General features: G+C 53.7%; 17 protein-coding genes. 5 read left to right on the top strand and 12 right to left on the bottom strand.

Translation table 11 applies throughout. The annotated features are described in order from the left end of the window. Window positions 1-6: 6 nt before the first annotated feature. The 3 genes from J2T37_RS08200 to upp all read right to left on the bottom strand — a co-directional run bounded on the left by J2T37_RS08200 (window position 7) and on the right by upp (window position 1,927). Window positions 7-816: a hypothetical protein gene (locus J2T37_RS08200; protein WP_253355121.1), complete on the bottom strand. Its 810-nt coding sequence runs from the start codon at window positions 814-816 to the stop codon at window positions 7-9. Between the two features lie 12 nt (window positions 817-828). Further along, window positions 829-1,146 carry a DUF2322 family protein gene (locus J2T37_RS08195; RefSeq protein WP_253355120.1) on the bottom strand — a complete coding sequence of 106 codons (318 nt, stop codon included), beginning with the start codon at window positions 1,144-1,146 and terminating at the stop codon, window positions 829-831. A 154-nt stretch (window positions 1,147-1,300) separates the two neighbouring features. Then, on the bottom strand, window positions 1,301-1,927 hold the full coding sequence (upp, locus tag J2T37_RS08190) for a uracil phosphoribosyltransferase (RefSeq protein ID WP_253355119.1): 627 nt from the start codon (window positions 1,925-1,927) through the stop codon (window positions 1,301-1,303). A 213-nt stretch (window positions 1,928-2,140) separates the two neighbouring features. On the opposite strand from upp, the gene J2T37_RS08185 reads away from it, so the two are divergent. Further along, entirely contained in the window at window positions 2,141-3,955 is a 1,815-nt protein-coding gene (locus J2T37_RS08185) for a monovalent cation:proton antiporter-2 (CPA2) family protein (RefSeq protein ID WP_253355118.1), read from the top strand. 77 nt (window positions 3,956-4,032) lie between these two features. On the opposite strand, the gene grxD is transcribed toward J2T37_RS08185, so the two are convergent. The 8 genes from grxD to J2T37_RS08145 all read right to left on the bottom strand — a co-directional run bounded on the left by grxD (window position 4,033) and on the right by J2T37_RS08145 (window position 12,307). After that, window positions 4,033-4,341, bottom strand: coding sequence for a Grx4 family monothiol glutaredoxin (gene grxD / locus J2T37_RS08180; protein WP_253355117.1), 309 nt, complete (start codon window positions 4,339-4,341; stop codon window positions 4,033-4,035). Window positions 4,342-4,475: 134 nt separating this feature from the next. After that, a complete protein-coding gene (locus J2T37_RS08175; RefSeq protein WP_253355116.1) occupies window positions 4,476-5,735 on the bottom strand; it encodes an RsmB/NOP family class I SAM-dependent RNA methyltransferase in 1,260 nt (419 codons plus the stop codon). 151 nt (window positions 5,736-5,886) lie between these two features. Then, window positions 5,887-6,744: a DUF1853 family protein gene (locus J2T37_RS08170; RefSeq protein WP_253355115.1), complete on the bottom strand. Its 858-nt coding sequence runs from the start codon at window positions 6,742-6,744 to the stop codon at window positions 5,887-5,889. Between the two features lie 237 nt (window positions 6,745-6,981). After that, window positions 6,982-8,151 (bottom strand): M20 aminoacylase family protein, encoded by a 1,170-nt coding sequence (locus J2T37_RS08165; protein ID WP_253355114.1) that lies wholly within the window; start codon window positions 8,149-8,151, stop codon window positions 6,982-6,984. A 116-nt stretch (window positions 8,152-8,267) separates the two neighbouring features. Continuing rightward, window positions 8,268-9,107, bottom strand: coding sequence for a protease HtpX (gene htpX / locus J2T37_RS08160; RefSeq protein WP_253355113.1), 840 nt, complete (start codon window positions 9,105-9,107; stop codon window positions 8,268-8,270). A gap of 280 nt (window positions 9,108-9,387) precedes the next feature. Beyond that, on the bottom strand, window positions 9,388-10,833 hold the full coding sequence (locus J2T37_RS08155) for a LutB/LldF family L-lactate oxidation iron-sulfur protein (RefSeq protein WP_253355112.1): 1,446 nt from the start codon (window positions 10,831-10,833) through the stop codon (window positions 9,388-9,390). Next, window positions 10,830-11,531, bottom strand: coding sequence for a LutC/YkgG family protein (locus tag J2T37_RS08150; RefSeq protein WP_253355111.1), 702 nt, complete (start codon window positions 11,529-11,531; stop codon window positions 10,830-10,832). The genes J2T37_RS08155 and J2T37_RS08150 overlap by 4 nt, the downstream gene beginning before the upstream one ends. After that, the gene (locus tag J2T37_RS08145) at window positions 11,528-12,307 is read right to left on the bottom strand and encodes a (Fe-S)-binding protein (protein WP_253355110.1); all 780 of its coding nucleotides are present in this window, start codon (window positions 12,305-12,307) and stop codon (window positions 11,528-11,530) included. The genes J2T37_RS08150 and J2T37_RS08145 overlap by 4 nt, the downstream gene beginning before the upstream one ends. Window positions 12,308-12,739: 432 nt before the next feature. Between J2T37_RS08145 and J2T37_RS08140 the strand changes: the two genes are divergently transcribed. The 4 genes from J2T37_RS08140 to J2T37_RS08125 all read left to right on the top strand — a co-directional run bounded on the left by J2T37_RS08140 (window position 12,740) and on the right by J2T37_RS08125 (window position 19,263). After that, window positions 12,740-14,149, top strand: a complete 1,410-nt coding sequence (locus tag J2T37_RS08140) for an MFS transporter (RefSeq protein ID WP_253355109.1) — start codon at window positions 12,740-12,742, stop codon at window positions 14,147-14,149. 120 nt (window positions 14,150-14,269) lie between these two features. Next, window positions 14,270-15,802, top strand: a complete 1,533-nt coding sequence (locus J2T37_RS08135; protein ID WP_253355108.1) for a phospholipase D family protein — start codon at window positions 14,270-14,272, stop codon at window positions 15,800-15,802. A gap of 118 nt (window positions 15,803-15,920) precedes the next feature. Next, on the top strand, window positions 15,921-17,684 hold the full coding sequence (gene recD / locus J2T37_RS08130) for an exodeoxyribonuclease V subunit alpha (RefSeq protein ID WP_253355107.1): 1,764 nt from the start codon (window positions 15,921-15,923) through the stop codon (window positions 17,682-17,684). Window positions 17,685-18,066: 382 nt separating this feature from the next. Beyond that, a complete protein-coding gene (locus tag J2T37_RS08125) occupies window positions 18,067-19,263 on the top strand; it encodes a hypothetical protein (protein ID WP_253355106.1) in 1,197 nt (398 codons plus the stop codon). 73 nt (window positions 19,264-19,336) lie between these two features. Here the strand turns inward: J2T37_RS08125 and J2T37_RS08120 are convergent. Further along, window positions 19,337-19,598, bottom strand: a 262-nt coding sequence (locus J2T37_RS08120; protein WP_253355105.1) for a hypothetical protein, incomplete at its 5' end; no start/stop codon positions are given.

The following is a 19,598-nucleotide window of genomic DNA, read 5'->3' as shown; positions in this document are numbered from 1 at the left end:
ATAGGTTCACAGCGGCGGCAGCATATCAAAAAATTGCGCCAAAGCAGACAGTTGCAACACATCACGCCCCCAGCGGCGGTCATGCAAGCGGCGCATCCAATGCACCAGTCGGACGCTGTTGCCAACCATCTGTTGCACTTCTTGCGGTTGGCGCGTAAAGCAGCGCTGCCAGAGGGATAGGGCTTGGCCGGTCAGATTCTGCCGTTGCAATACCAGCAGGGTGGAATGCAGGTAACATAGCCAATCGCGGCTTTGGCATTGTGGCGTATTGAGTACGCTGCCGGGATTGTCTTCAAAATCAATAAAGCCAACGCGCGCACCATCAATGACCATATTGCGGGCAAAAGCTTGGCTGAGGAACTGCCCTTTGCGGTGTACTTGACCAATGGCCCAAATACCGTGCGTCCACGCATCCAATTTATGCTGTTTGGCTTCGCGGGTAATTTGTTCAAGCAGGTTGGTACCAGGCATATGGCTGAACATCAGGGCATCATCTTGCACGGCCAATAATTTTGGTACATATACGCCTGCTTTGGCTAAATCACGCAAGCGCTGCGCTTCGGTGGCAATGGCCGGTTTGCCGCCCAAATTTGGCACCGGCGTTAATACGTCGGCGTGCAGCAGTTTGACCGGAATATCCATCAAGCGGTAGCGCCAAGCAGCATTGTGTTTCCCCGCACAGCGTATCCATACGCTTTTGCCTCCGGGCAGGGTGTAGCGGGTGAAGTTATTACGTTGGCGGGCAGCCGCCCGTTTGAGCAGGCTGCGGTAAGTCAGGAGAAGGGGGCGGCAAGGTAAGCCGCTAAGGGCAGGCATCATCAAATCCAATCAGGCTTGCAGCGGTTTGAGCAGCAGATTCAGGTTTTGCGTTTTAACTTGAAACAGCAAATCAATGTTCGGGTGTTTGCCCGGGTTAGCCTCGGCGTCGGCAACGTGTTCGGCAAACAAAGCCAAGCCACGCTCGGCTGCGGCGGCGTTCAGACGGCCGTCAAATTCCTGCGCCAGCGCAGTGTAGAGTTTGAGCGAACCGAGCTTGCCCGGCGCGGCGGGAATGTGGTGCAGGGTTTCGCCTTGCACATTGCAGACGTCCAGACCTTGCAGGTGGTCGATGGCAGGCATGGCGGCGAGATTGTCTTGGAAACTCATAAGGGTTCTTTCAATATTTTGGAATATAAAGGAAAGCGACCAATAGGGCGCAATCAGCAGCAAACGGTGATAAGTGCATAAACCGTAGGAGGCCGTCTGAACGGCTGTCTCCTTTAAGGTTTATCGGTATGTCACCGAACCATTTAAAATGCAATTAACGCGTACCGAAAATCTTATCACCGGCATCGCCCAAACCCGGAATGATGTAGCCGTTTTCATTCAGATGGCTGTCGAGAGCGGCGGTGTAAATGGTAACGTCGGGGTGCGCGGCATTAACGGCTTTAACGCCTTCCGGCGCGGCCACCAATACCAAAGCTTTGATTTTTTTACAGCCTTTGGCTTTCAACAGGTCGATGGTGGCAATCATCGAGCCGCCGGTAGCCAGCATGGGGTCGATAATCAGCGCGGGGCGCGATTCCATGCAGTCCACAAATTTTTCAAAATAGGAGACCGGCTGGAGCGTTTCTTCGTCACGTTGCAGGCCGACCATGCTGATTTTGGCGGTAGGAATCAAATCTAATACGCCGTCGAGCATGCCCAAACCGGCACGCAGAATCGGTACGACGGTCAGGGTTTTGCCCTTAATACGGTCGCCTTCAATCCGGCCGCACCAGCCGTCGATGATGTATTTTTCCACTTCGAAATCGCGGCTGGCTTCGTAAGCCATCAGGCGGGCGAGCTCGGTGGTGAGGGTACGGAATTTATAGGTGCTGCAATCGGCTTCGCGCATTAAGGTCAGCTTGTGGCGCACCAAAGGGTGGTCGATAACGGTAATGTTCATGTTGTTCTCAATCAATACAGGCTAAGCGGACAGGCGCAATTATACGGCGTTTTGCATAAGGGGAAAACGGCAGGGCGGGGATTTTACCCGGGCGGCGTAAGCCAAATGCTTGCTTGATATGCGATATGCGCGGCGACGGGTTTTTCAGACGGCCTGTTGCGAGTAATGCTAAAATGCGCCTTTCTCTTTCAATCATTTTTTGATAGTGTAGGTATGGCGGCAGAAGCAGGAAATGGCTTAATACAGGTAGTGGCATTATTGGGCGCGGCGGTGGTGGCGGTGCCGCTTTTTAAGCGTTTGGGTCTAGGGTCGATTTTGGGGTATCTGGTGGCCGGTGTGGTCATCGGCCCTTTTGGGGTCGGCCTATTTCAAGATTCGCAGGCCATTTTGCACACCGCTGAGCTAGGGGTGGTGATTTTCCTGTTTGTTATTGGCTTGGAAATGAAACCGGCGCATTTGTGGCATTTGCGCAAACAGATTTTTGGTGTCGGCGCCTTGCAGGTCGGTGTGTTGCTGGCGGCATTGACGGCGGTAATAATGGCGGCAGGCTACCCGTGGCAGGTGGCGTTTGTCGGTGCGGCGGGTTTTGTGATGACTTCGACGGCGATTGTGATGTCGGTATTGGATGAACGCAATCTGACCGCCTCGCCCAACGGTCAAAATATGTTGTCGGTGTTGCTGTTTGAAGATTTGATGATTGTACCGCTTTTGGCGGTGATTCCCATGTTGGCGCCGCAACATACCGATTCAGGCCAACCTTTGTGGCAGAGCATTGCTATGCCGTTGGGATGTTTGGCGCTAATTGTGATAGCCGGACGCTACTTGCTCAATCCGCTGTTCCGCTTGTTGTCGCGGTTTAAGGCGCGCGAAGTGATGACGGCGGCAGCGCTGTTGGTGGTGTTGGGTTCGGGCTTGCTGATGGAAGCGGGTGGCTTGTCGATGGCGATGGGCGCATTTGTGGCTGGTGTGTTGCTGTCGGAATCTAGTTTCCGCCATCAGCTTGAGGCGGATGTTGAGCCGTTTCGCGGTTTGCTGTTGGGATTGTTTTTCTTGGCCGTCGGCATGTCGCTGGATTTGCAGGTGGTGTGGCAAAACTGGCAGACGATTTTAATCGGCGTGGTGGTGTTGGTGGATGTGGCCTTTATCTGCATTTATGCGGTGGCTCGTTGCGTAAAAGCCAATCACCGTGATGCGTTGGAACGCGCGGGTATGATGGCTTTGGGCGGTGAGTTTGCTTTTGTATTGTATGGCGCGGCGGCGGCTCAAGGTGTAATCAGCAATGAGTTTAATGCGCAGATGACGGCAGTGGTGGTGTTGTCGATGGCGCTGAATCCGCTGGTGTTGAAGCTGGTGCAAATGATGTTGCCGCCGGATGCGGAACGCCCGGACGATGAAATCGCGGAACAATATCCGGTGATTTTGGTTGGGATGGGGCGCTACGGGCAGATTGTGCATCAGGTGTTGGCCGCCTCTGGCTATCACCTGACCCTGATTGATTTGGATGAAGAAATTGTCAGCGGGTTTAGCGATGTATTGGGGATTAAAACTTATTTTGGTGACGCTTCCCGCCCGGAATTGCTGATAAATGCGGGTATTGAAAGCGCTAAAATGTTGGTGGTTGCGATTGATAATCCGGAAAAAGCGCTGCAAATCGTTGAGTTTGCCCAAAAATTGAACCCCGATATTAAAATTGTCGCTCGTGCTTACGATCGCGTGGAAACCTACAAGTTATATCGGGTGGGCGTGCAGGAAATTGTGCGCAAGACTTTTGATTCGGCGGTGCGCAGCAGTAAGGCGGCCTTGCGCGGACTAGGCATGCCGTCTGAATTGGCAGAAGAAGTATGTGCACTGTATTTCCAACTTAACCGCAAGGGCATGGAGCGCGGTGCAGTATTATATGACCCCGATATGCCATCGTTTACCAATCAGGCCTTGATTGACGAAGTCAAACTGCAAAACCGCCTGACGCATGATTCGGTGCAGGAATTGATTGAGCGCTACCGCATGATGGATGGGAAAGAGGCTTAACAGGATAGATATATAAAAATGAAAATGCCGTCTGAAAAATAATTTTCAGACGGCATTTTATATCAAATACGCAGGATTTACGCGTTCAGCAATTCTTTCAGCTCGCCCGCTTCATACATTTCCATCATGATGTCGGAACCGCCGACAAATTCGCCGTTGACATACAGTTGCGGAATGGTCGGCCAGTCGCTGTATTCTTTAATGCCTTGGCGCACTTCGTCGTTTTCCAATACATTAACGGTCACGTAATCGTCGCAGCCGACGGCGTTCAGAATCTGCACGGCGCGGGAAGAGAAGCCGCATTGCGGGAATTGTTTGGTACCTTTCATAAACAATACCACGTGGTGGGTGGTGACAACTTCTTTGATTTGGTCTTGAATGCTCATGTGTGTTCCTGAAAAAAGTAAGGTTGAAACAGGCGTTTATTATACCCGTTTTGCGAGAATATGAAATGATTGTTTTAGGCCGTTTGAAAAAACGCGCAAGGCGTGGTTTTCAGACAGCCTGAATACCGGAAAAATCAGGCTTTGCGTTGGAATACCGCCGCAAAGAAACCGTCGGTTTGGTGCGCCGCCGAATCCAAGCGCAGGTATTTGCCGGTGTTTAAGTCCACTTTCAAGGCAGCCAGCAGTTCGCCGCAATCGAGCAATTCAAATTCAGGGTGTTCTACCAAAAAACGCTCCGCTTGCAATTCGTTTTCCTCCGGCAAAACCGAGCAGGTGGCATACACCAAACGCCCGCCGTCTTTCACCAGCTTGGACGCGGCGTCGAGAATGCTGTGTTGCTGCTGCAATAAATTGGCCACGGTCTCGGCTGACTGGCGGTATTTCAAATCAGGATTGCGCCGCAGCGTGCCGAGGCCGGAGCAGGGCGCATCCACCAACACGCGGTCGGCTTTGCCGTTTAAGCGGGCAATGCGCGGATCGTGTTCGCTGCCGATGCGCTCGGGATGGATATTGGTGAGTCCGGCGCGGGTCATGCGCGGTTTGAGGTTGGCAAGGCGTTTTTCAGCAATGTCAAAGGCGTAAATGCGGCCTTTGTTGGCCATTTGCGCACCAATAGCCAGCGTTTTGCCGCCCGCACCGGCGCAGAAATCCACCACGATTTCGCCGCGTTTGGCACCCAGCAGCAAGGCCAAAAGCTGGCTGCCTTCGTCTTGCACTTCCAGCGAGCCGTCTAAGAACAAGGGATGTTTGTTGAGGGCGATTTTTTCCTGCAAACGGATACCCCACGGCGAATACGGCGTGGCTTCTGCGGCCATGCCTTCGGCCTGCAACTGCGCAAGCGCCTTATCGCGTTTGAGGTTTAAGGTGTTGACGCGGATATCGAGCGGCGCGGCTTGGTTAACGCTGCGGCCGAAGCGCAAAATTTCGGCGTCGTCAAAATGAGCGCGTAATTGGTCGATTAACCATTCGGGCAGCTCGGCGGCGGTACTCAGGCCGTCTGAAAATTCGTTTTTGCGCGCTTTTAGATTGCTTAAAAATGCTTTTTCTTCGTCATCGAGCAAATCCTGGATTTTGCCGATGTTGACGCTGCGGCCGAGTACCAGCGCGGCCAGCGCCGCTTTGCGAGGCTGAACATGCGGACGGCGCAGCGCGGCGGAAATTTTTTGGAAATGGCGCAAGGCGGCAAACGCGGTTTCGGCGATTTCGTGGCGGTCTTGGCGGCCGAGCTTTTTGTGTTCGCGAAAATAGGCGGATAAAACCGCGTCGGCCGGCTGCTTAAAGGTCAGCATATCGGCGAGGACGGCGGCGGTGTGGTCGAGTTGGGTGGGGGTCATCGGTGCGTTTCTTAAAAAATCAATGGGCGGATTATACGGGATTTTGTCGCGTTCAGACGGCCTTTCGGCAGCGGTATGCAACGGCGGTATGGGATAGGCGCGGCGGAGCGGTTGGAGGCCGTCTGAAAAATGTTTTCAGACGGCATGAGTTTTAACCGGCCTGCCGTTTCATGATTCGTTCCACTTCGTGCCAAAACCCGTCGGGGCGTTGCTGCAATACCGCAATCAGGCCGCTGTCGGTTTGGCGGATTTCGGCGGCGGACTGGGTTTCAGATTCGGTAACGCGGGCGGGCGCGAGATAGGTCATGCGGTCGAGCAGGTAATAGCGCCGGCCGTCTGAAAAATCGTGCTCAGCCCAATTTTCCAAGTAAGAGCCGCGCCAAGCGTAAGGGTTGACCGGCGCTTGGAAGGTGTGCGCACTGTTTGGCGAAAAGGCGATACCGCGCACAATCGAAGCGGAGCGTAGCTCGCTTGGCAAGCCGTGCGCCTGCAAAGCGGCTTGGCCGTCTGAAAATTTCAACAACATCAGTTGCTGCGGCAGTTTGGCGGCTTTATCGCGCAGGCGATCTTGGCGGTTGAGGCCGCACAAATCATCGCTTTGACCGCTGGCGCAGCCGTAATATTTGCAGGTCAGCTCGATGTGGTAAGCCGTATCGTTCAGGCGCACGATAAAATCCGCTGCGCCGAGGGTGAGGCCGTCTGAAACCACCGGCAGATTATGCGCCAGCAATTCGGCGTGCGGCGCACGGGCAAACCAAAAGGCCAACAAATGCTCGGCATACAGCCCCAAACGGCGGCCGAACGGCGCGTGTTGCGTCAGATAGTCTTGCAAAGGCTGCGGGTCTTGGTCTAAGGCCAATAAATAGCGGAAACCGCCCTCGCCCAATAATTCGCGCACGGGTAATTCGCAGCCGCTGTGCCACAAAGGAGGGGCGGTCAGCAGCGCGGCCAAATCGCGCACGGCGGGGGCGGTCAGTTTCCACCAGATGGCATCGAGGGAATAGTTCATGGCGAACCTGTTTCGACAGAGTCTTGATAACAATATATAGTAAAATTATTTAAAAACCAAACCATAAGTACCGTGTAGATTGGGTTGTAAACCCAACATTTGTTCGAACTTCCGTTGGGATTTCATCCCAACCTACTCGGTTTGGTTTTTTTAGTGATTTTACTATAAATGAAAATAAAGGCGGCAGGCAAAAGGCCGACCGCCGTTATTATAAAGCGTTTCAGACGGCCTTTGCCGTTATTTCAAATAGGCTTCGGTAATGGCGCACCAGTAGGCGGCAGCGGGTACGAGGATTTCGTCGTTGAAATCATACAGCGGATGATGAACCATGTAGGCGTTTTCGCCGCCGCCGTTGCCGATAAAGCAATAATTGCCGTTGGGGTTGGCTTCCAGCATAAAGGAGAAGTCTTCGCTGCCCATCAGCGGCGGCTGGTCGGTGTGGACTTTGTCCGCGCCGAAGGTTTCTTGCGCCACTTTTGCCGCAAAACGGGTCATCTCAATGCTGTTGAGCAGAGGAGGGCAGCCGATAATGCGTTCGACGGTGGCCGTAGCGCCGAAACTTTGCGCCTGCGCCTGCGCCACTTCTTCGATACGGCGCAGCAGGCGGGCGCGTGTTTCGGGTTTGAGCGCACGCACGCTCAGTTTCATCAGCGCCTTGCCGTTGACGACGTTCGCCGCATCGCCCGATTGGATGCAGCCGACGGTAATCACGGCCTGATCGAGCGGACTGACGTTGCGGGAAACAATGCTTTGCAGGGCGATGGCGATGTGGCAGGCGGTCAGCGTGGCGTCAACGCCGTGTTCCGGCATGGCGCCGTGGCTGCCCACGCCTTGCACGTGGATATGCAGGGTGTCGGAAGAAGCCATTGCCGGTTCTTCGCAGAAATAAAATTCGCCTTTGTTGAGCTTGGGCATATTGTGCATGCCGAAGATGGCATCGCAGGGAAACTGCTCAAACAGGCCGTCTGCAATCATCACTTGTCCGCCGGAGAGCAATTCTTCGGCCGGTTGGAAAATGACGTGCAGCGTGCCGTTGAAGTTGCGCGTTTGCGCCAGACGCTCGGCGGCGGCGAGCAGGGCGGTGGTGTGGCCGTCGTGACCGCAGCCGTGGAATTTGCCGTCGGTTTGGCTGCGCCATTCGCTATGGTTTTCTTCTTGAATCGGCAATGCGTCCAAATCGGCGCGCAGGCCGATGCTTTTGCCGCCATCGCCGCATTTGAGCGTACCGACCACGCCGGTTTTCGCCAACCCGCGATGGACTTCGTAGCCCCATTCGGCCAGCAGTTTGGCAACCAAATCGCTAGTATTTTGCTCTTCATGCCCTAATTCGGGATGGCGGTGGATTTGGCGGCGGATGTCGGTGAAAAATGCGGCGCGTTGTTGCAGGGCTTCGAGATGGGTGGGCATGCGGTCTCCTTTTTTGTTGTGATTAATCGGTTAACAGCTTAATGGTATCATAATCAAAACCACAAATAAGGCCGTCTGAAAAATTTTCAGACGGCCTTTGCATTCGAGCGGGAAGGTTACATCGCTTTCAAGCGGGCAATGCGGTTATCCAAGGAAGGATGGGTGCTCAGCAGCGAATCGCGGGTGTCGCTGGCAATGCCCATAGCGGTCATTTCCTGCGGCAAGTCGCTGGGGTTGCCTTTCAAGCGTTGCAGGGCGGCAATCATTTTGGGCGCACCCACCAGCTTGGCCGCACCCGCGTCGGCGCGGTATTCGCGCTGGCGGCTGAACCACATCACGATAATGCTGGCGAGGAAGCCGAAGACCACTTGCAATACCATGCTGACGAGGAAATATGTGCCTTGCGAGGTCGAGCCGTCGTCGTTTTTCGCCACTATGCCGGAGATAATGCGGGCAAGGAAGACGACGAAGGTGTTGACCACGCCTTGAATCAGCGTCAGCGTGACCATGTCGCCGTTGCCGACGTGCGCCATTTCGTGCGCCAAGACTGCTTCGACTTCGTCGCGGTTCATGTTGTCCAAGAGGCCGGTGCTGACGGCAACCAGAGAGCTGTTTTTGCTGGCGCCGGTGGCGAAGGCGTTGGGCTCAGGCGAATGGTAAATCGCCACTTCGGGCGTTTTCAAATTCCATTGGCGCGCCTGCGCTTCGACGGTGGAGAGCAGCCAAGCTTCTTCTTCGCTGCGCGGCTGGGTAATCACTTCGGCGCCGACGGAATTTTTGGCGACGGTTTTGGACATCAAAAGCGAGATAATCGAGCCGCTGAAGCCGACAACGGCGGAGTAGGTCAGCAGGCTGCCGATTTGATCGGTGCTGCGAATCCCGAGAATGGCCAACACGATGCGGATAACGACCAAGACCGCGATGTTGGTGGCTAAGAATAAGAAAATGCGTTTCACCGGTGTTCCTTAAAAAATGAGTATGTATGAATGTGTGCGGTTTGTTTGTTGTGGTTTCAGACGGCCTGAGCCGACGTTCGTTATTGTCGCAAAACAGCGGCATAGGGTGAATACCTGTATCGGCAAAGGTGTGCAAAGGTTTGGGCGCAGGAATTGCAAAGTTGCGGCAAATTATGCGCTTGGCGCTTGAAAATACGGGGAAATTTTTAGGGCGAAAAGGCCGTCTGAAACCGTTTTTCACACCATGTGAAACGGTTTCAGACGGCCTTTGTTTGGCGAATTAACGGTTGCGTTGTTTTTCCGCCATCAATTCGTGCAGCGTTTTCTTGGCGGGTTTCATCGGCACATGGTTGTCCGTCCAGCCCATCTGCTTGCTCGGTGTCAGAGCGCGGAATTTGGAGGCTGCCCAGCCGAAAACGCGGTAGGCTTTTTTACCGCTGAAAATGCCGTCAAAGGTACGCCAGGCAAGCTGTTCGCCGAAGCTGTGCGACGCGCCTTGTCCGCGAATCGGGTGGGCGACTTTTTCGCCCGGGTCACGCTGGGCTTCCACGCGCAGGCGCTGCATTTGCTCGGTAATCGGAATGCGCACGGGGCAGACTTCCACGCAGGCGCCGCACATGGTGCAGGCGGTGGGCAGGTCGCGGGTGGCATCCAAACCCAGCAGGTGCGGCGACAGGATTTCCCCAATCGGGCCGGGATAGGTCGTGCCGTAGGCTTCACCGCCGATACGGGTGTAAACGGGGCAATGGTTCATGCACGCGCCGCAGCGGATGCATTGCAGGGTGCGGCGCATTTGGTCTTCGACATAAGCTTGACTGCGGCCGTTGTCGAGCAAGACCAAGTGCATTTCCTGCGGGCCGTCCAGCTCTTGGCTGCGGCGCGGGCCGGTAATCATGTTGAAATAGGTGGTGATGTTCTGACCGATGGCCGAACGCGGCAGCAGGCTGTACAGCGGCGGAATGTCCGACAGCTTGGCAACCACTTTTTCAATGCCGGTAATGGCGATGTGCACGGGCGGTACGGTGGTGGACAGGCGGCCGTTGCCCTCGTTTTCCACCAGACACAGCGTGCCGGTTTCGGCCACGGCGAAATTGACGCCGCTCATGCCGACATCGGCGGTGCGGTACACGTCGCGCAGGGCTTGGCGGGCAATGCCGGTCAGCTCGTCCACATCGTCGGTGAGCGGCGTGCCCAGATTTTTGTGGAACAGCTCGCTGACCTGATCTTTGGTTTTGTGAATCGCGGGCATCACGATATGGGTCGGCTTTTCGCCTGCCATTTGCACGATGTATTCGCCCAAATCGCTTTCAATCGCCTGAATGCCTTGGTGTTCAAGGTAATGGTTCAGCTCGATTTCCTCGCTGACCATAGACTTGCCTTTGACCATCAGCTTGCCCTTGTGGGACGTGATGATGTTGTGAATAATCTGGCAGGCTTCGGTGGGCGTTTCCGCCCAATGCACTTTTACGCCTAATTTGGTTAAATTGTCTTCCAACTGCTCCAATAACTGCGGCAGCTTCGAAAGCGAACGCTGGCGCACGTGTTCGCACAAATCGCGCAAGGTTTGCAGCTCTTCTTCATCGCTCAACACCCCTTTGCGGCGCGTCATCAGCATATCCATCGCTGTGCGCAGGCTTTTGCGCAGAGGCTGGTCTTGCAGCGAAGCGGCGGTGTTTTGCTTGAAGGTTTCCGGTTTCATATGAAAATGAATGGTTTGCGTGTTCATGCGTTTTCCTCCAAGTCGGCAGGGGTGATGTGCGGCGGCAACACGGCCAACACGACCAAATCGCGCGGGCCGTGGGCGCCGTAGGCCAGCGTTAATTGAATATCGGCGGTTTTCGAGGGGCCGGAAATCAAAATCACATTGGTCGGCATGCCGTTTTCCAGCAGTTTTTCGCCGGCCACGGCGTGATGAAATTCGTTGTACATCTTGCCTGCGTCAAACAGGCAGAAATGTACCGGCGGCACCAGGCTCAGGCTGCGCGGCTCTTCGGGGTTGGAAAACAGCATAATCGTGCCGGTACGGGCAATGCCGCATTGCGAGGCGGTAAAACCGGCTTCGACTTCGGCAAACAATTCGTCTTTCCACTCGTCAATTACCCTGTCGAAACCAAGCGGGGCTATGGCGGTATCGGCCAGCGCCTGTTTGGCTTTTTGACCGTGCGGCGTATCCAGCGGCAGCAGCATGTTTTTCAAACCTTTTTGCTGCGCCACTTGGCGCATAACTTGCGGCCAAGTCTCTTCCGTTACCCAAAAAATCTCGGTTTTCACCCCGCGCATGGCCGCCGCCCAATGTTTCAGACGGCTGATGTCGTCCGGCCAGGTCATTTCGTGTTGCGCGTAATAGCCGTCGGTGTTCGGCTCCATCATCGGGTAGGCATCGGCTTTTTTCAGCTTGTTCAAAATATTTTCGCGCGCGCTCATGCTTTGCCTCCGGTGCGTTCCAATAAGAAGGTGGCGATGTGTTTGGGCGCGGGCATGCCCGGCTCGTCTTTGGCGATTTTGCCGCCGATGTTGAGCATGCAGCCGCAGTCGGCGCTGATGATTTCAGTGGCGCGGGTGTCTTTTAAGGCGTTGACTTTATCGGTAACCATCGCGCCGGAAATGTCGGGATGTTTTACGGAAAACGTACCGCCGAAACCGCAACATTCGCTTTCGTGGTCATGTACGATACGCTCGACGTTGGTCAAACCATCGACCAACTGCCAGCCGGAAAGGTGGACATTCATCTCGCGGCGGGCGGCGCAGGAGGTGTGCACCGCCACTTTTACCGGCGCACCTTGGTCTTCGGGATGGTAGCCGATGGCGAGCAGAAAATGGGTAAATTCAATCACGCGCGCGGCGATGTCATTGGCTTTTTGCTCGTATTCACTGCCCTTAAACAGCTTCGGCCAATGGTGCTTCATCATGCCGCCGCACGAGCCGGAGGGGACGACAATCGGCCAGTTTTCCGGAAATAAATCCAACTGCTCTTTAGCCACATTGAAGGCTTCTTCAGGATGACCTGAAGAGTAGGCCGGTTGGCCGCAGCAGCTTTGCCCCATCGGGAAATGGGTGCGGATGCCTTGCTGCTCGATCAGGGTCATGGCGTCCATACCGGCTTCGGGCATGAAAATATCCAAGACGCAGGTGCCGAAGAAATAAGCGTCGGTCGGCATGCTGTCAAAACGGGTAATCGGGGTGGGAGTGGATGTGCTCATGATGTTTTGGATTGGTTAAACCAATTTTTATAAGGACGGGCGTTACTTTAAGTAATTGCATGTAGTTGGTCAAGTCGGATTTTTTGAAATGATATTTGGATTGAAGATATGTTGTGGAACAATAGGCATGATAAGAATCCTATAATATAACTAATAAAAATCATTCTTATTTTGATTTTATTATTTATGTTTGAATGAATGGTAAGTAGGGCGGAGGCCGTCTGAAAAGAGGGAAGCGGGAAAAACAGATATTTGAGTTAAAATGGTGGCGATATTGGCAATGTTGCGGCAGATTTTTTTGTTTGGCGTTTGTTAATATCTGTCAATGTTTTGTTGGGTGATGGTCGTCTTTCAGACGGCCTGGGCGGAATTGCGTTACAATAGAGGCTGCAAAATCCGATATAACGTCAAGAATTTTAATAGCAAATATCAATGAATGAAGTGGAAAATACTTCTGTTAAGCCTTCCCGCTGGCTGCCTGTGTTGTTGGCTGTGGCCATCTTTATGCAGATGTTGGATGCTACTATCCTCAACACTGCTTTGCCTGCCATCGCCAAAGATCTGAACGAATCGCCGCTGAACATGCAATCGGCGGTGATTGTGTATTCGCTGACCGTGGCGCTGCTGATTCCTTTAAGCGGCTATTTGGTGGATAGATTTGGCACGAAAAAAGTGTTTCTGTATGCGATTGCGGTGTTTATGGCCGGGTCGCTGCTGTGCGCGGTGGCGCCGAATCTAACGGCGCTGGTGGTGGCGCGGGCGGTGCAGGGTGTCGGCGGCTCGATGTTGGTGCCGGTGCCGCGCCTGACGATTTTGCGGGTGTACGACAAATCGCAGCTTTTGAACGCGATTAATTATGCCGTTATGCCGGCTTTAATCGGGCCGGTGTTAGGGCCGCTGGTCGGCGGCTATCTGGTGGAATACGCGACGTGGCACGGGATTTTCCTGCTGAACTTGCCCATCGGCTTAATCGGTCTGCTGCTGGGGCTGAAAATCATGCCCGATGTGCGCGGCGAACGCTCTGTCCTTGATTTGGGCGGTTTTTTGCTGTTTGCTTCGGCCGCCTGCGCCTTAACTTTGGCGGTGGATATTATTTCCCATCCGAATTCGGCTAAATTTTCCCTGCTGATGGCTTGCGGCGGTGCGGCGCTGTTGTGGCTGTATGCCCGTCATGCCAAAACCCATCCGAATCCGCTGTATGCGGGCAATCTGTTTCAGGTGCGCACGTTTCGTTTGGGCTTGAGCGGCAATCTGTTCAGCCGCTTGGGGATTAGCTCGGTGCCGTTTTTGCTGCCGCTGCTGTTTCAGGTGGCCTTCGGCTACAATGCCAGTTTGTCGGGTTGGCTGCTGGTGCCGATTGCGCTGGCCTCGCTGCTGGTCAAACCGGCCATCAAGCCGATGATGGCGCGTTTCGGCTACCGCCGGGTATTGGTGTGGAATACGCGCTTATTGGCGGTATTGATTATTTTATTGGCCGCACCCGGGGCGCAGACGCCGGCATGGTTGTGGGTGGTTTTACTGTTTGCCATGGGTACGTGCAACTCGGTGCAGTTTTCCGCCATGAATACTTTAACGCTGGCGGATTTGCGCGGTTATCAAACGGGCAGCGGCAATAGTTTGATGGCGGTCAATCAGCAGCTGGCCATCGGCTTGGGCATTGCCGTCGGCGCGCTGATGTTGCAGCTGTGGACAAAAAGCAGTATCGGTCAAGCCAATCTGCATACCGCGTTCCGCCTGACTTTTCTCGGTATCGGCCTGATTACGCTGGCTTCCAGCTTTATTTTCAGCAGGCTGCATACATCGGACGGCAATAATCTGACGGTAAAATCCAAGTCTGCCTAAGCTATTCTATATAATAGGCCGTCTGAAAAAATCATTTTTCAGACGGCCTGACTAAAAAGCGTTTGACGCCGGTGGGCAATGATTGAACACCAGAAGCAAACCATTTGGAAAACAGTGGGAATGAATAAAAAATACTTAGCCTGCATACTGCCTGCCTTCCTGCTCGGCTGCGCCGCCTTGCCGCCCTTGGAAAACCGCACGCAAAGCCATTATTTGAAAGTACCTTCCGCGCCGCGTTTGGAAGCCATTTTAAAACCGGCCAACGGCCAAAATATCAAAGCCGACCCCGATACTTCTGGCATTTACCTGCTTTCAGACGGCCATGAAGCGTTTGTGGCGCGTTTGGCTCTAATTGAAGCGGCGGATTACACGCTGGACATCCAATATTATATCTGGCACAACGACATCTCCGGCCGTTTGCTGTTTAATTTGGTGCACCGCGCCGCCGAGCGCGGTGTGCGCGTGCGCCTGCTGCTGGACGACAACAATACCAACGGCTTGGATAATGTGCTGCTGGCGCTCGACAGCCACCCGAATATCGAAGTGCGCCTGTTCAACCCCTTCGTTTCGCGCAAATGGCGCGCGCTCGGCTACATTGCCGATTTTCCACGCCTCAACCGCCGCATGCACAATAAATCCCTAACCGCCGACAATCGCGCCACCATTGTCGGCGGGCGCAACATCGGCGACGAATATTTCAAAGTCGGCAGCGATAATGCCTTTGCCGATTTGGATGTCTTGGCCACCGGCCGCGTGGTGACGGATGTATCTGAAGATTTCGACCGTTATTGGACCAGCCAGTCGGCTTACAACGCCACCGATGTGATTAAAAAAGGCAGCATAGACAAAGGCTTTGCTGAACTGAATTACAGCGACGACGATAAAAACAATGTCTTGGACCGTTACCGCAAAGAAATCGAAGATTCCGATTTGTATCTGGCCATGCAGAGTAACAGCATTGAATGGTACAACGTACAAACGAGGCTGATTAGCGACGACCCGGCCAAAGGGTTGAACCGCGACCGTTCCAAAACACCGATTTTGCAGCGGCTTTTGGTGGCACTGCAGAAGCCGGAAAAAAACATGTATCTGGTATCGCCGTATTTTGTGCCGACCAAATACGGTACGGAGGCTTTGCAAAAGCTGGCCGCAGACGGAACGGATATTACTGTGTTAACCAATTCGCTGCAGGCGACCGATGTGGCGGCGGTGCATTCGGGTTATGCCCGCTATCGCAAACCGCTGCTGAAAGCCGGTATCAAGCTGTATGAGCTGCAACCCAACCACGCCATGCCCAAAACCAAAGACCGTGGTCTGACGGGTAGTTCCGCCACCAGTCTGCATGCGAAAACCTTTATTATTGATGAAAAGCGCGTGTTTATCGGCTCGTTCAACCTCGACCCGCGCTCCGCTCGCCTGAATACCGAAATGGGAGTGGTCATCGAAAGCCCGCAAGTGGCTGGGGTTATGCAGCGTTCGCTGGAAACCACTACGCCCGAATATGCCTATCAGGTAACGCTCAACCGACACGGCAAACTGCGCTGGTACAATCCTTCAGACGGCAAGACCTACTCCAAAGAGCCGGAAGCCGGATTCTGGAAGCGTGTTACGGCTAAGGTGTTGTCGTTTTTGCCGATTGAAAGTTTGTTGTAGTATTGATAGCAGCTTAAACAGCTGTTTCATGCTTTTGCCGGTCAAATATTACCTCCCGTCAGGCCGTCTGAACCGCCATTGTTTTCAGACGGCCTTTTTACAGAAAGCTATCTTAAATATGACAAACCTTACGGCCGAATCTCAAGATTTAAACCAAGCTGCCGCGCAAGCTGCCGCTGCGTTTTTGGCTTACCACGCGCCGGATGAGGCAGAACTTGTGCAGCCGTATATCGTGCGCCTGTTTGCCGCCTTGCAAAACGGCCATGCCTTTATTTGGCTGGATGAGGCTGAAACCGCCGCGTTAAAGCAGGCGGTGCAAACGGTAGGCAGTCGCGGGGAAACACCGCTGGTGTTGTCCGGCAACCGGCTGTTTCTCGGTCGCATGTGGCAGTTGGAGCGCGACTTGGCGGCGGAAATCAAGCGGATTGCCACGGCGGGCGCTGAAGAGGTGGATTGGATGCAGGCGGCGCAGAATCTGGCCGACTGGTTTGACCAAGCCGGTAGCGAAGGGCAGCGCGACGCGGCGGCTTTGGCTTTGTTGCAGCCGTTTATGCTGATTATCGGCGGGCCAGGGACGGGTAAAACCACCACCGTGGCGAAACTGTTGGGATTGATTTGCGCCAATAATCCGCGCCGCCTGCCGCGTATCGCTTTAGCCGCGCCGACCGGCAAGGCTGCCGCGCATATGGCTAAAGCGCTGCACAGAGCGGCGGAGGGTTTCAGTCTTTCAGACGGCCTCCGCCGTCATCTGCATACTTTGGAAGGACAAACCGTACACCGTCTGCTGAAACTGCGTCCGCCGCAGATGCAGCCCGTGTTTGGCAGAGACAATCCGCTGCCGCTGGATGTGTTGGTGGTGGACGAGGCTTCCATGCTGGATATCGGCTTGCTGCTGCAATTATTGCGGGCAGTGCCGGACGGTTGCCGGGTGATTTTTTTGGGCGACCCCTACCAACTGCCGTCAGTAGGTGTCGGCGCGGTATTGGCGGCCTTGACACAGCCGACCGTATTGGATGAAACGACCCATCGGCAGCTCAGCCTGTATTTGCCGCAGCACGGTTTTACCGTCAGCAGTGACGCGCCGCCGTTGGCAGGAAATACGGCGCAGTTGACCGTCAGCCACCGTTTCGGCGCAAACAGCGGTATCGGCTGCTTGGCGCGTGCCGTGGTATCGGGCGAGGCAGATAAGGCTTGGGCGCAGTTTGCCCTGTTCCCCGATGAATTAACGGCTTCTCAGGGCAGCATACAGCAGCAGGCCGAGCAGCTTTACCACAAACACCGCGCCTATTGGCAGGCCGTAGCAGACGGCGATGTGGCGCTGGCTTTCGGCCATGCTGCCGATGTGGTGGTGTTGACCGCGTGGCGCAAGGACGCGGAAGATTTTAACGCGGCCTATCGGCGCACGTTGCAACGCCACGGGCATGTGTCGGAAAGCGACGCTTGGTATGCCGGACAGCTGGTTATGATTATGCGTAACGACTATGCGCTGGATGTGTTTAACGGCGACATCGGGATTATCATGCCGTCTGAAACCGACACCGGTACGCTGGCGGCGTATTTTCCCGTATCAGACGGCGGATTCCGCCCCATCGCCGTCAGCCGCCTGCCCGCGCATGAACCGGCCTTTGCCATGACCGTACACAAAAGCCAAGGTTCGGAATACCGCGAAGTATGGCTGCTGCCACCCAGTGGAGGCTTGGAGGCGCTGGAAAAAGACGGCGATGTGTTGTCCAGATTAAATAATGCACTGTTGTACACAGGTATCACCCGCGCCCGCAATCATTTCGTTTTTTGGGGCGGGCAAAACGAGCTGGTAGAGGCGGTAAACAATCGGAAAACCCGCTTGACAGCTTTGAGGGATATGGTTAACTCAATGTTTTGAAATAAATTAAATAAAACTACAAAACATACAAATTTGTATGTTTCTAAGTAATTTTATATAAATGAAATAGCAACAGCGGTCATGAAATATCCGATTTGAACTTGATTTTCGTCAAATTCAATGTTTATTTTTTTAATTCATGTAAAAAATTCTTGACGGGGTACAACAAACTACATAGCATGTCGGTAAATTAGTTACAAAAATTAATGAATCTTCAGCCTCTCGGCGGATTTATTTTTTATGGCTGATGACACCGATGTCATGCTATATCGGTTTGGGTATTTTTGATTGAAACTGCTGCACCGCGAATACGCGCCAAGACTGTATCACCGGGCAGACAGTAAAACCTGACAGTTTACCTCTTGATTATCCGGAGCTTTACATGAAAATCCAACAAAACCTCGCTTTCGTATTGGCTGCTTTGGCCGCTGTTCCCGCAATGGCCGCCGATAATGTGTCTCCTTCCATCGCTGACGTGCATGTCGGCGGCGCTTCTCTAGCGACTACCGACGACTATACCAATGCAGGCAGCATTATCCGCAAAGACGACAAACAAATCAGCCTGATTAATGATTTGATTACCGTCAACGGCGAATTGCGCGTGCGTATCGACAGCGAAGACACCGGTGCCAGTTACGCGGCAACCCAACCGAAAGACAATACCCACAGCGAGCTGAACATGAATATTTGGCTGCGCTTGAAACTGTATAAAGACTGGAAACTGGTTACCCAAATCGAGCCGAACATCGACTTGGAAACCGGTAAATTCCGTGGCGACCACGATGTTCCGCTGGTGAAACTGTATGGAGAAGGCACGGTTTACGACTTCGGCAACAATTTGGGCAAAGTACAAGCCCGCTTGGGTCGTTTCGGCGCATTCTCTTCATACGGCCGTATTTGGGATACCGAGGTTACCGGCGGCGAATTGTTCTGGGACAATAAAGTATTACCGGCTAAATTGATGGTCGGCCGCCGCACTGGTGGTTTGAACGACAATACTTGGGGCAGCGGCATCAACGGCAAAACCGAAGGCATCGGTGGCCGCCGTAAAAAATTCGCTTCTTTGCAAGCTACTTACCCGATTAACGATAAAATCCATGTCGGCGCAACCGTCAGCTACATGAAAGATTTGGATATGTACGACTTCCAAACCGGTACTGTGCGCATGAATGCCAAAGACGCGGTATTCGGCGAACTGGGTATGGACGTGCAGTTTAACGACGATTGGCGCTGGATGATTGCAGGCAGCAAATCCAACATCAAAGCCTACAACGATTACGGCACCAAAATTAAAAACGACAGTTTGTTTACCGAAATCCGCTATAAATTGGCCGACTGGAACCAGCGCAACTCTTACCATGTGGCCTTGAACTACCGCCGTGTCGGTGCCTTGTCCGGCGTATCTTCCGTAGAAGATTACAGCAAGAACGTACAAGGCGTACAAATTGCCGCAGCTTATATTCCGTGGAAAAACTGGAAACTGAGCGGCTTCTATCTGCACGGCAAACAGCTGACTGCCGTCGGCCCGGAAAAATTGGACGTCAACGTGATTCGCGGCCAGTTGGAATACAAATTCTAATCGGATAATGCAAAAAACAGGCAGGGATTCCTGCCTGTTTTTATTTTTTATGCCGGAGAAAATAGCTGTTTTTTCAGACGGCATAGGCCGTCTGAAAAAACATATAGTAACGTGAGTTCGGGATAGGCAGATAGAATATCTTTTTAAATTTCAGAAACGTGTTTCTTTTGGCAGACAGAATCCGCGAGGATTCGTCATTCCCGCGCAGGCGGGAATCCAGGCGTTTGAGTTTCTGATACCTTGAAAACATGACAGAAATGTCGGGCTTCTGGATTCCCGCCTGCGCGGGAATGACGAAAATCTGGCGATTTTCTGTCTGCCGGGATTTCGTATGG

The organism is Neisseria perflava (assembly GCF_024170405.1).
Taxonomy (GTDB): Bacteria; Pseudomonadota; Gammaproteobacteria; order Burkholderiales; family Neisseriaceae; genus Neisseria; species Neisseria perflava_B.
The sequence above is the reverse complement of the archived record's forward strand: the minus strand, read 5'-3'. Positions and strand labels throughout refer to the sequence as shown.

Bases quoted from the DNA above. Each gene is read 5' to 3' on its own strand.
- J2T37_RS08200 (WP_253355121.1), bottom strand. From the start codon at position 816: ATGCCTGCCCTTAGCGGCTTACCTTGCCGCCCCCTTCTCCTGACTTAC.
- J2T37_RS08195 (WP_253355120.1), bottom strand. From the start codon at position 1,146: ATGAGTTTCCAAGACAATCTCGCCGCCATGCCTGCCATCGACCACCTG.
- upp (WP_253355119.1), bottom strand. From the start codon at position 1,927: ATGAACATTACCGTTATCGACCACCCTTTGGTGCGCCACAAGCTGACC.
- J2T37_RS08185 (WP_253355118.1), top strand. From the start codon at position 2,141: ATGGCGGCAGAAGCAGGAAATGGCTTAATACAGGTAGTGGCATTATTG.
- grxD (WP_253355117.1), bottom strand. From the start codon at position 4,341: ATGAGCATTCAAGACCAAATCAAAGAAGTTGTCACCACCCACCACGTG.
- J2T37_RS08175 (WP_253355116.1), bottom strand. From the start codon at position 5,735: ATGACCCCCACCCAACTCGACCACACCGCCGCCGTCCTCGCCGATATG.
- J2T37_RS08170 (WP_253355115.1), bottom strand. From the start codon at position 6,744: ATGAACTATTCCCTCGATGCCATCTGGTGGAAACTGACCGCCCCCGCC.
- J2T37_RS08165 (WP_253355114.1), bottom strand. From the start codon at position 8,151: ATGCCCACCCATCTCGAAGCCCTGCAACAACGCGCCGCATTTTTCACC.
- J2T37_RS08155 (WP_253355112.1), bottom strand. From the start codon at position 10,833: ATGAACACGCAAACCATTCATTTTCATATGAAACCGGAAACCTTCAAG.
- J2T37_RS08150 (WP_253355111.1), bottom strand. From the start codon at position 11,531: ATGAGCGCGCGCGAAAATATTTTGAACAAGCTGAAAAAAGCCGATGCC.
- J2T37_RS08145 (WP_253355110.1), bottom strand. From the start codon at position 12,307: ATGAGCACATCCACTCCCACCCCGATTACCCGTTTTGACAGCATGCCG.
- J2T37_RS08140 (WP_253355109.1), top strand. From the start codon at position 12,740: ATGAATGAAGTGGAAAATACTTCTGTTAAGCCTTCCCGCTGGCTGCCT.
- J2T37_RS08135 (WP_253355108.1), top strand. From the start codon at position 14,270: ATGAATAAAAAATACTTAGCCTGCATACTGCCTGCCTTCCTGCTCGGC.
- recD (WP_253355107.1), top strand. From the start codon at position 15,921: ATGACAAACCTTACGGCCGAATCTCAAGATTTAAACCAAGCTGCCGCG.
- J2T37_RS08125 (WP_253355106.1), top strand. From the start codon at position 18,067: ATGAAAATCCAACAAAACCTCGCTTTCGTATTGGCTGCTTTGGCCGCT.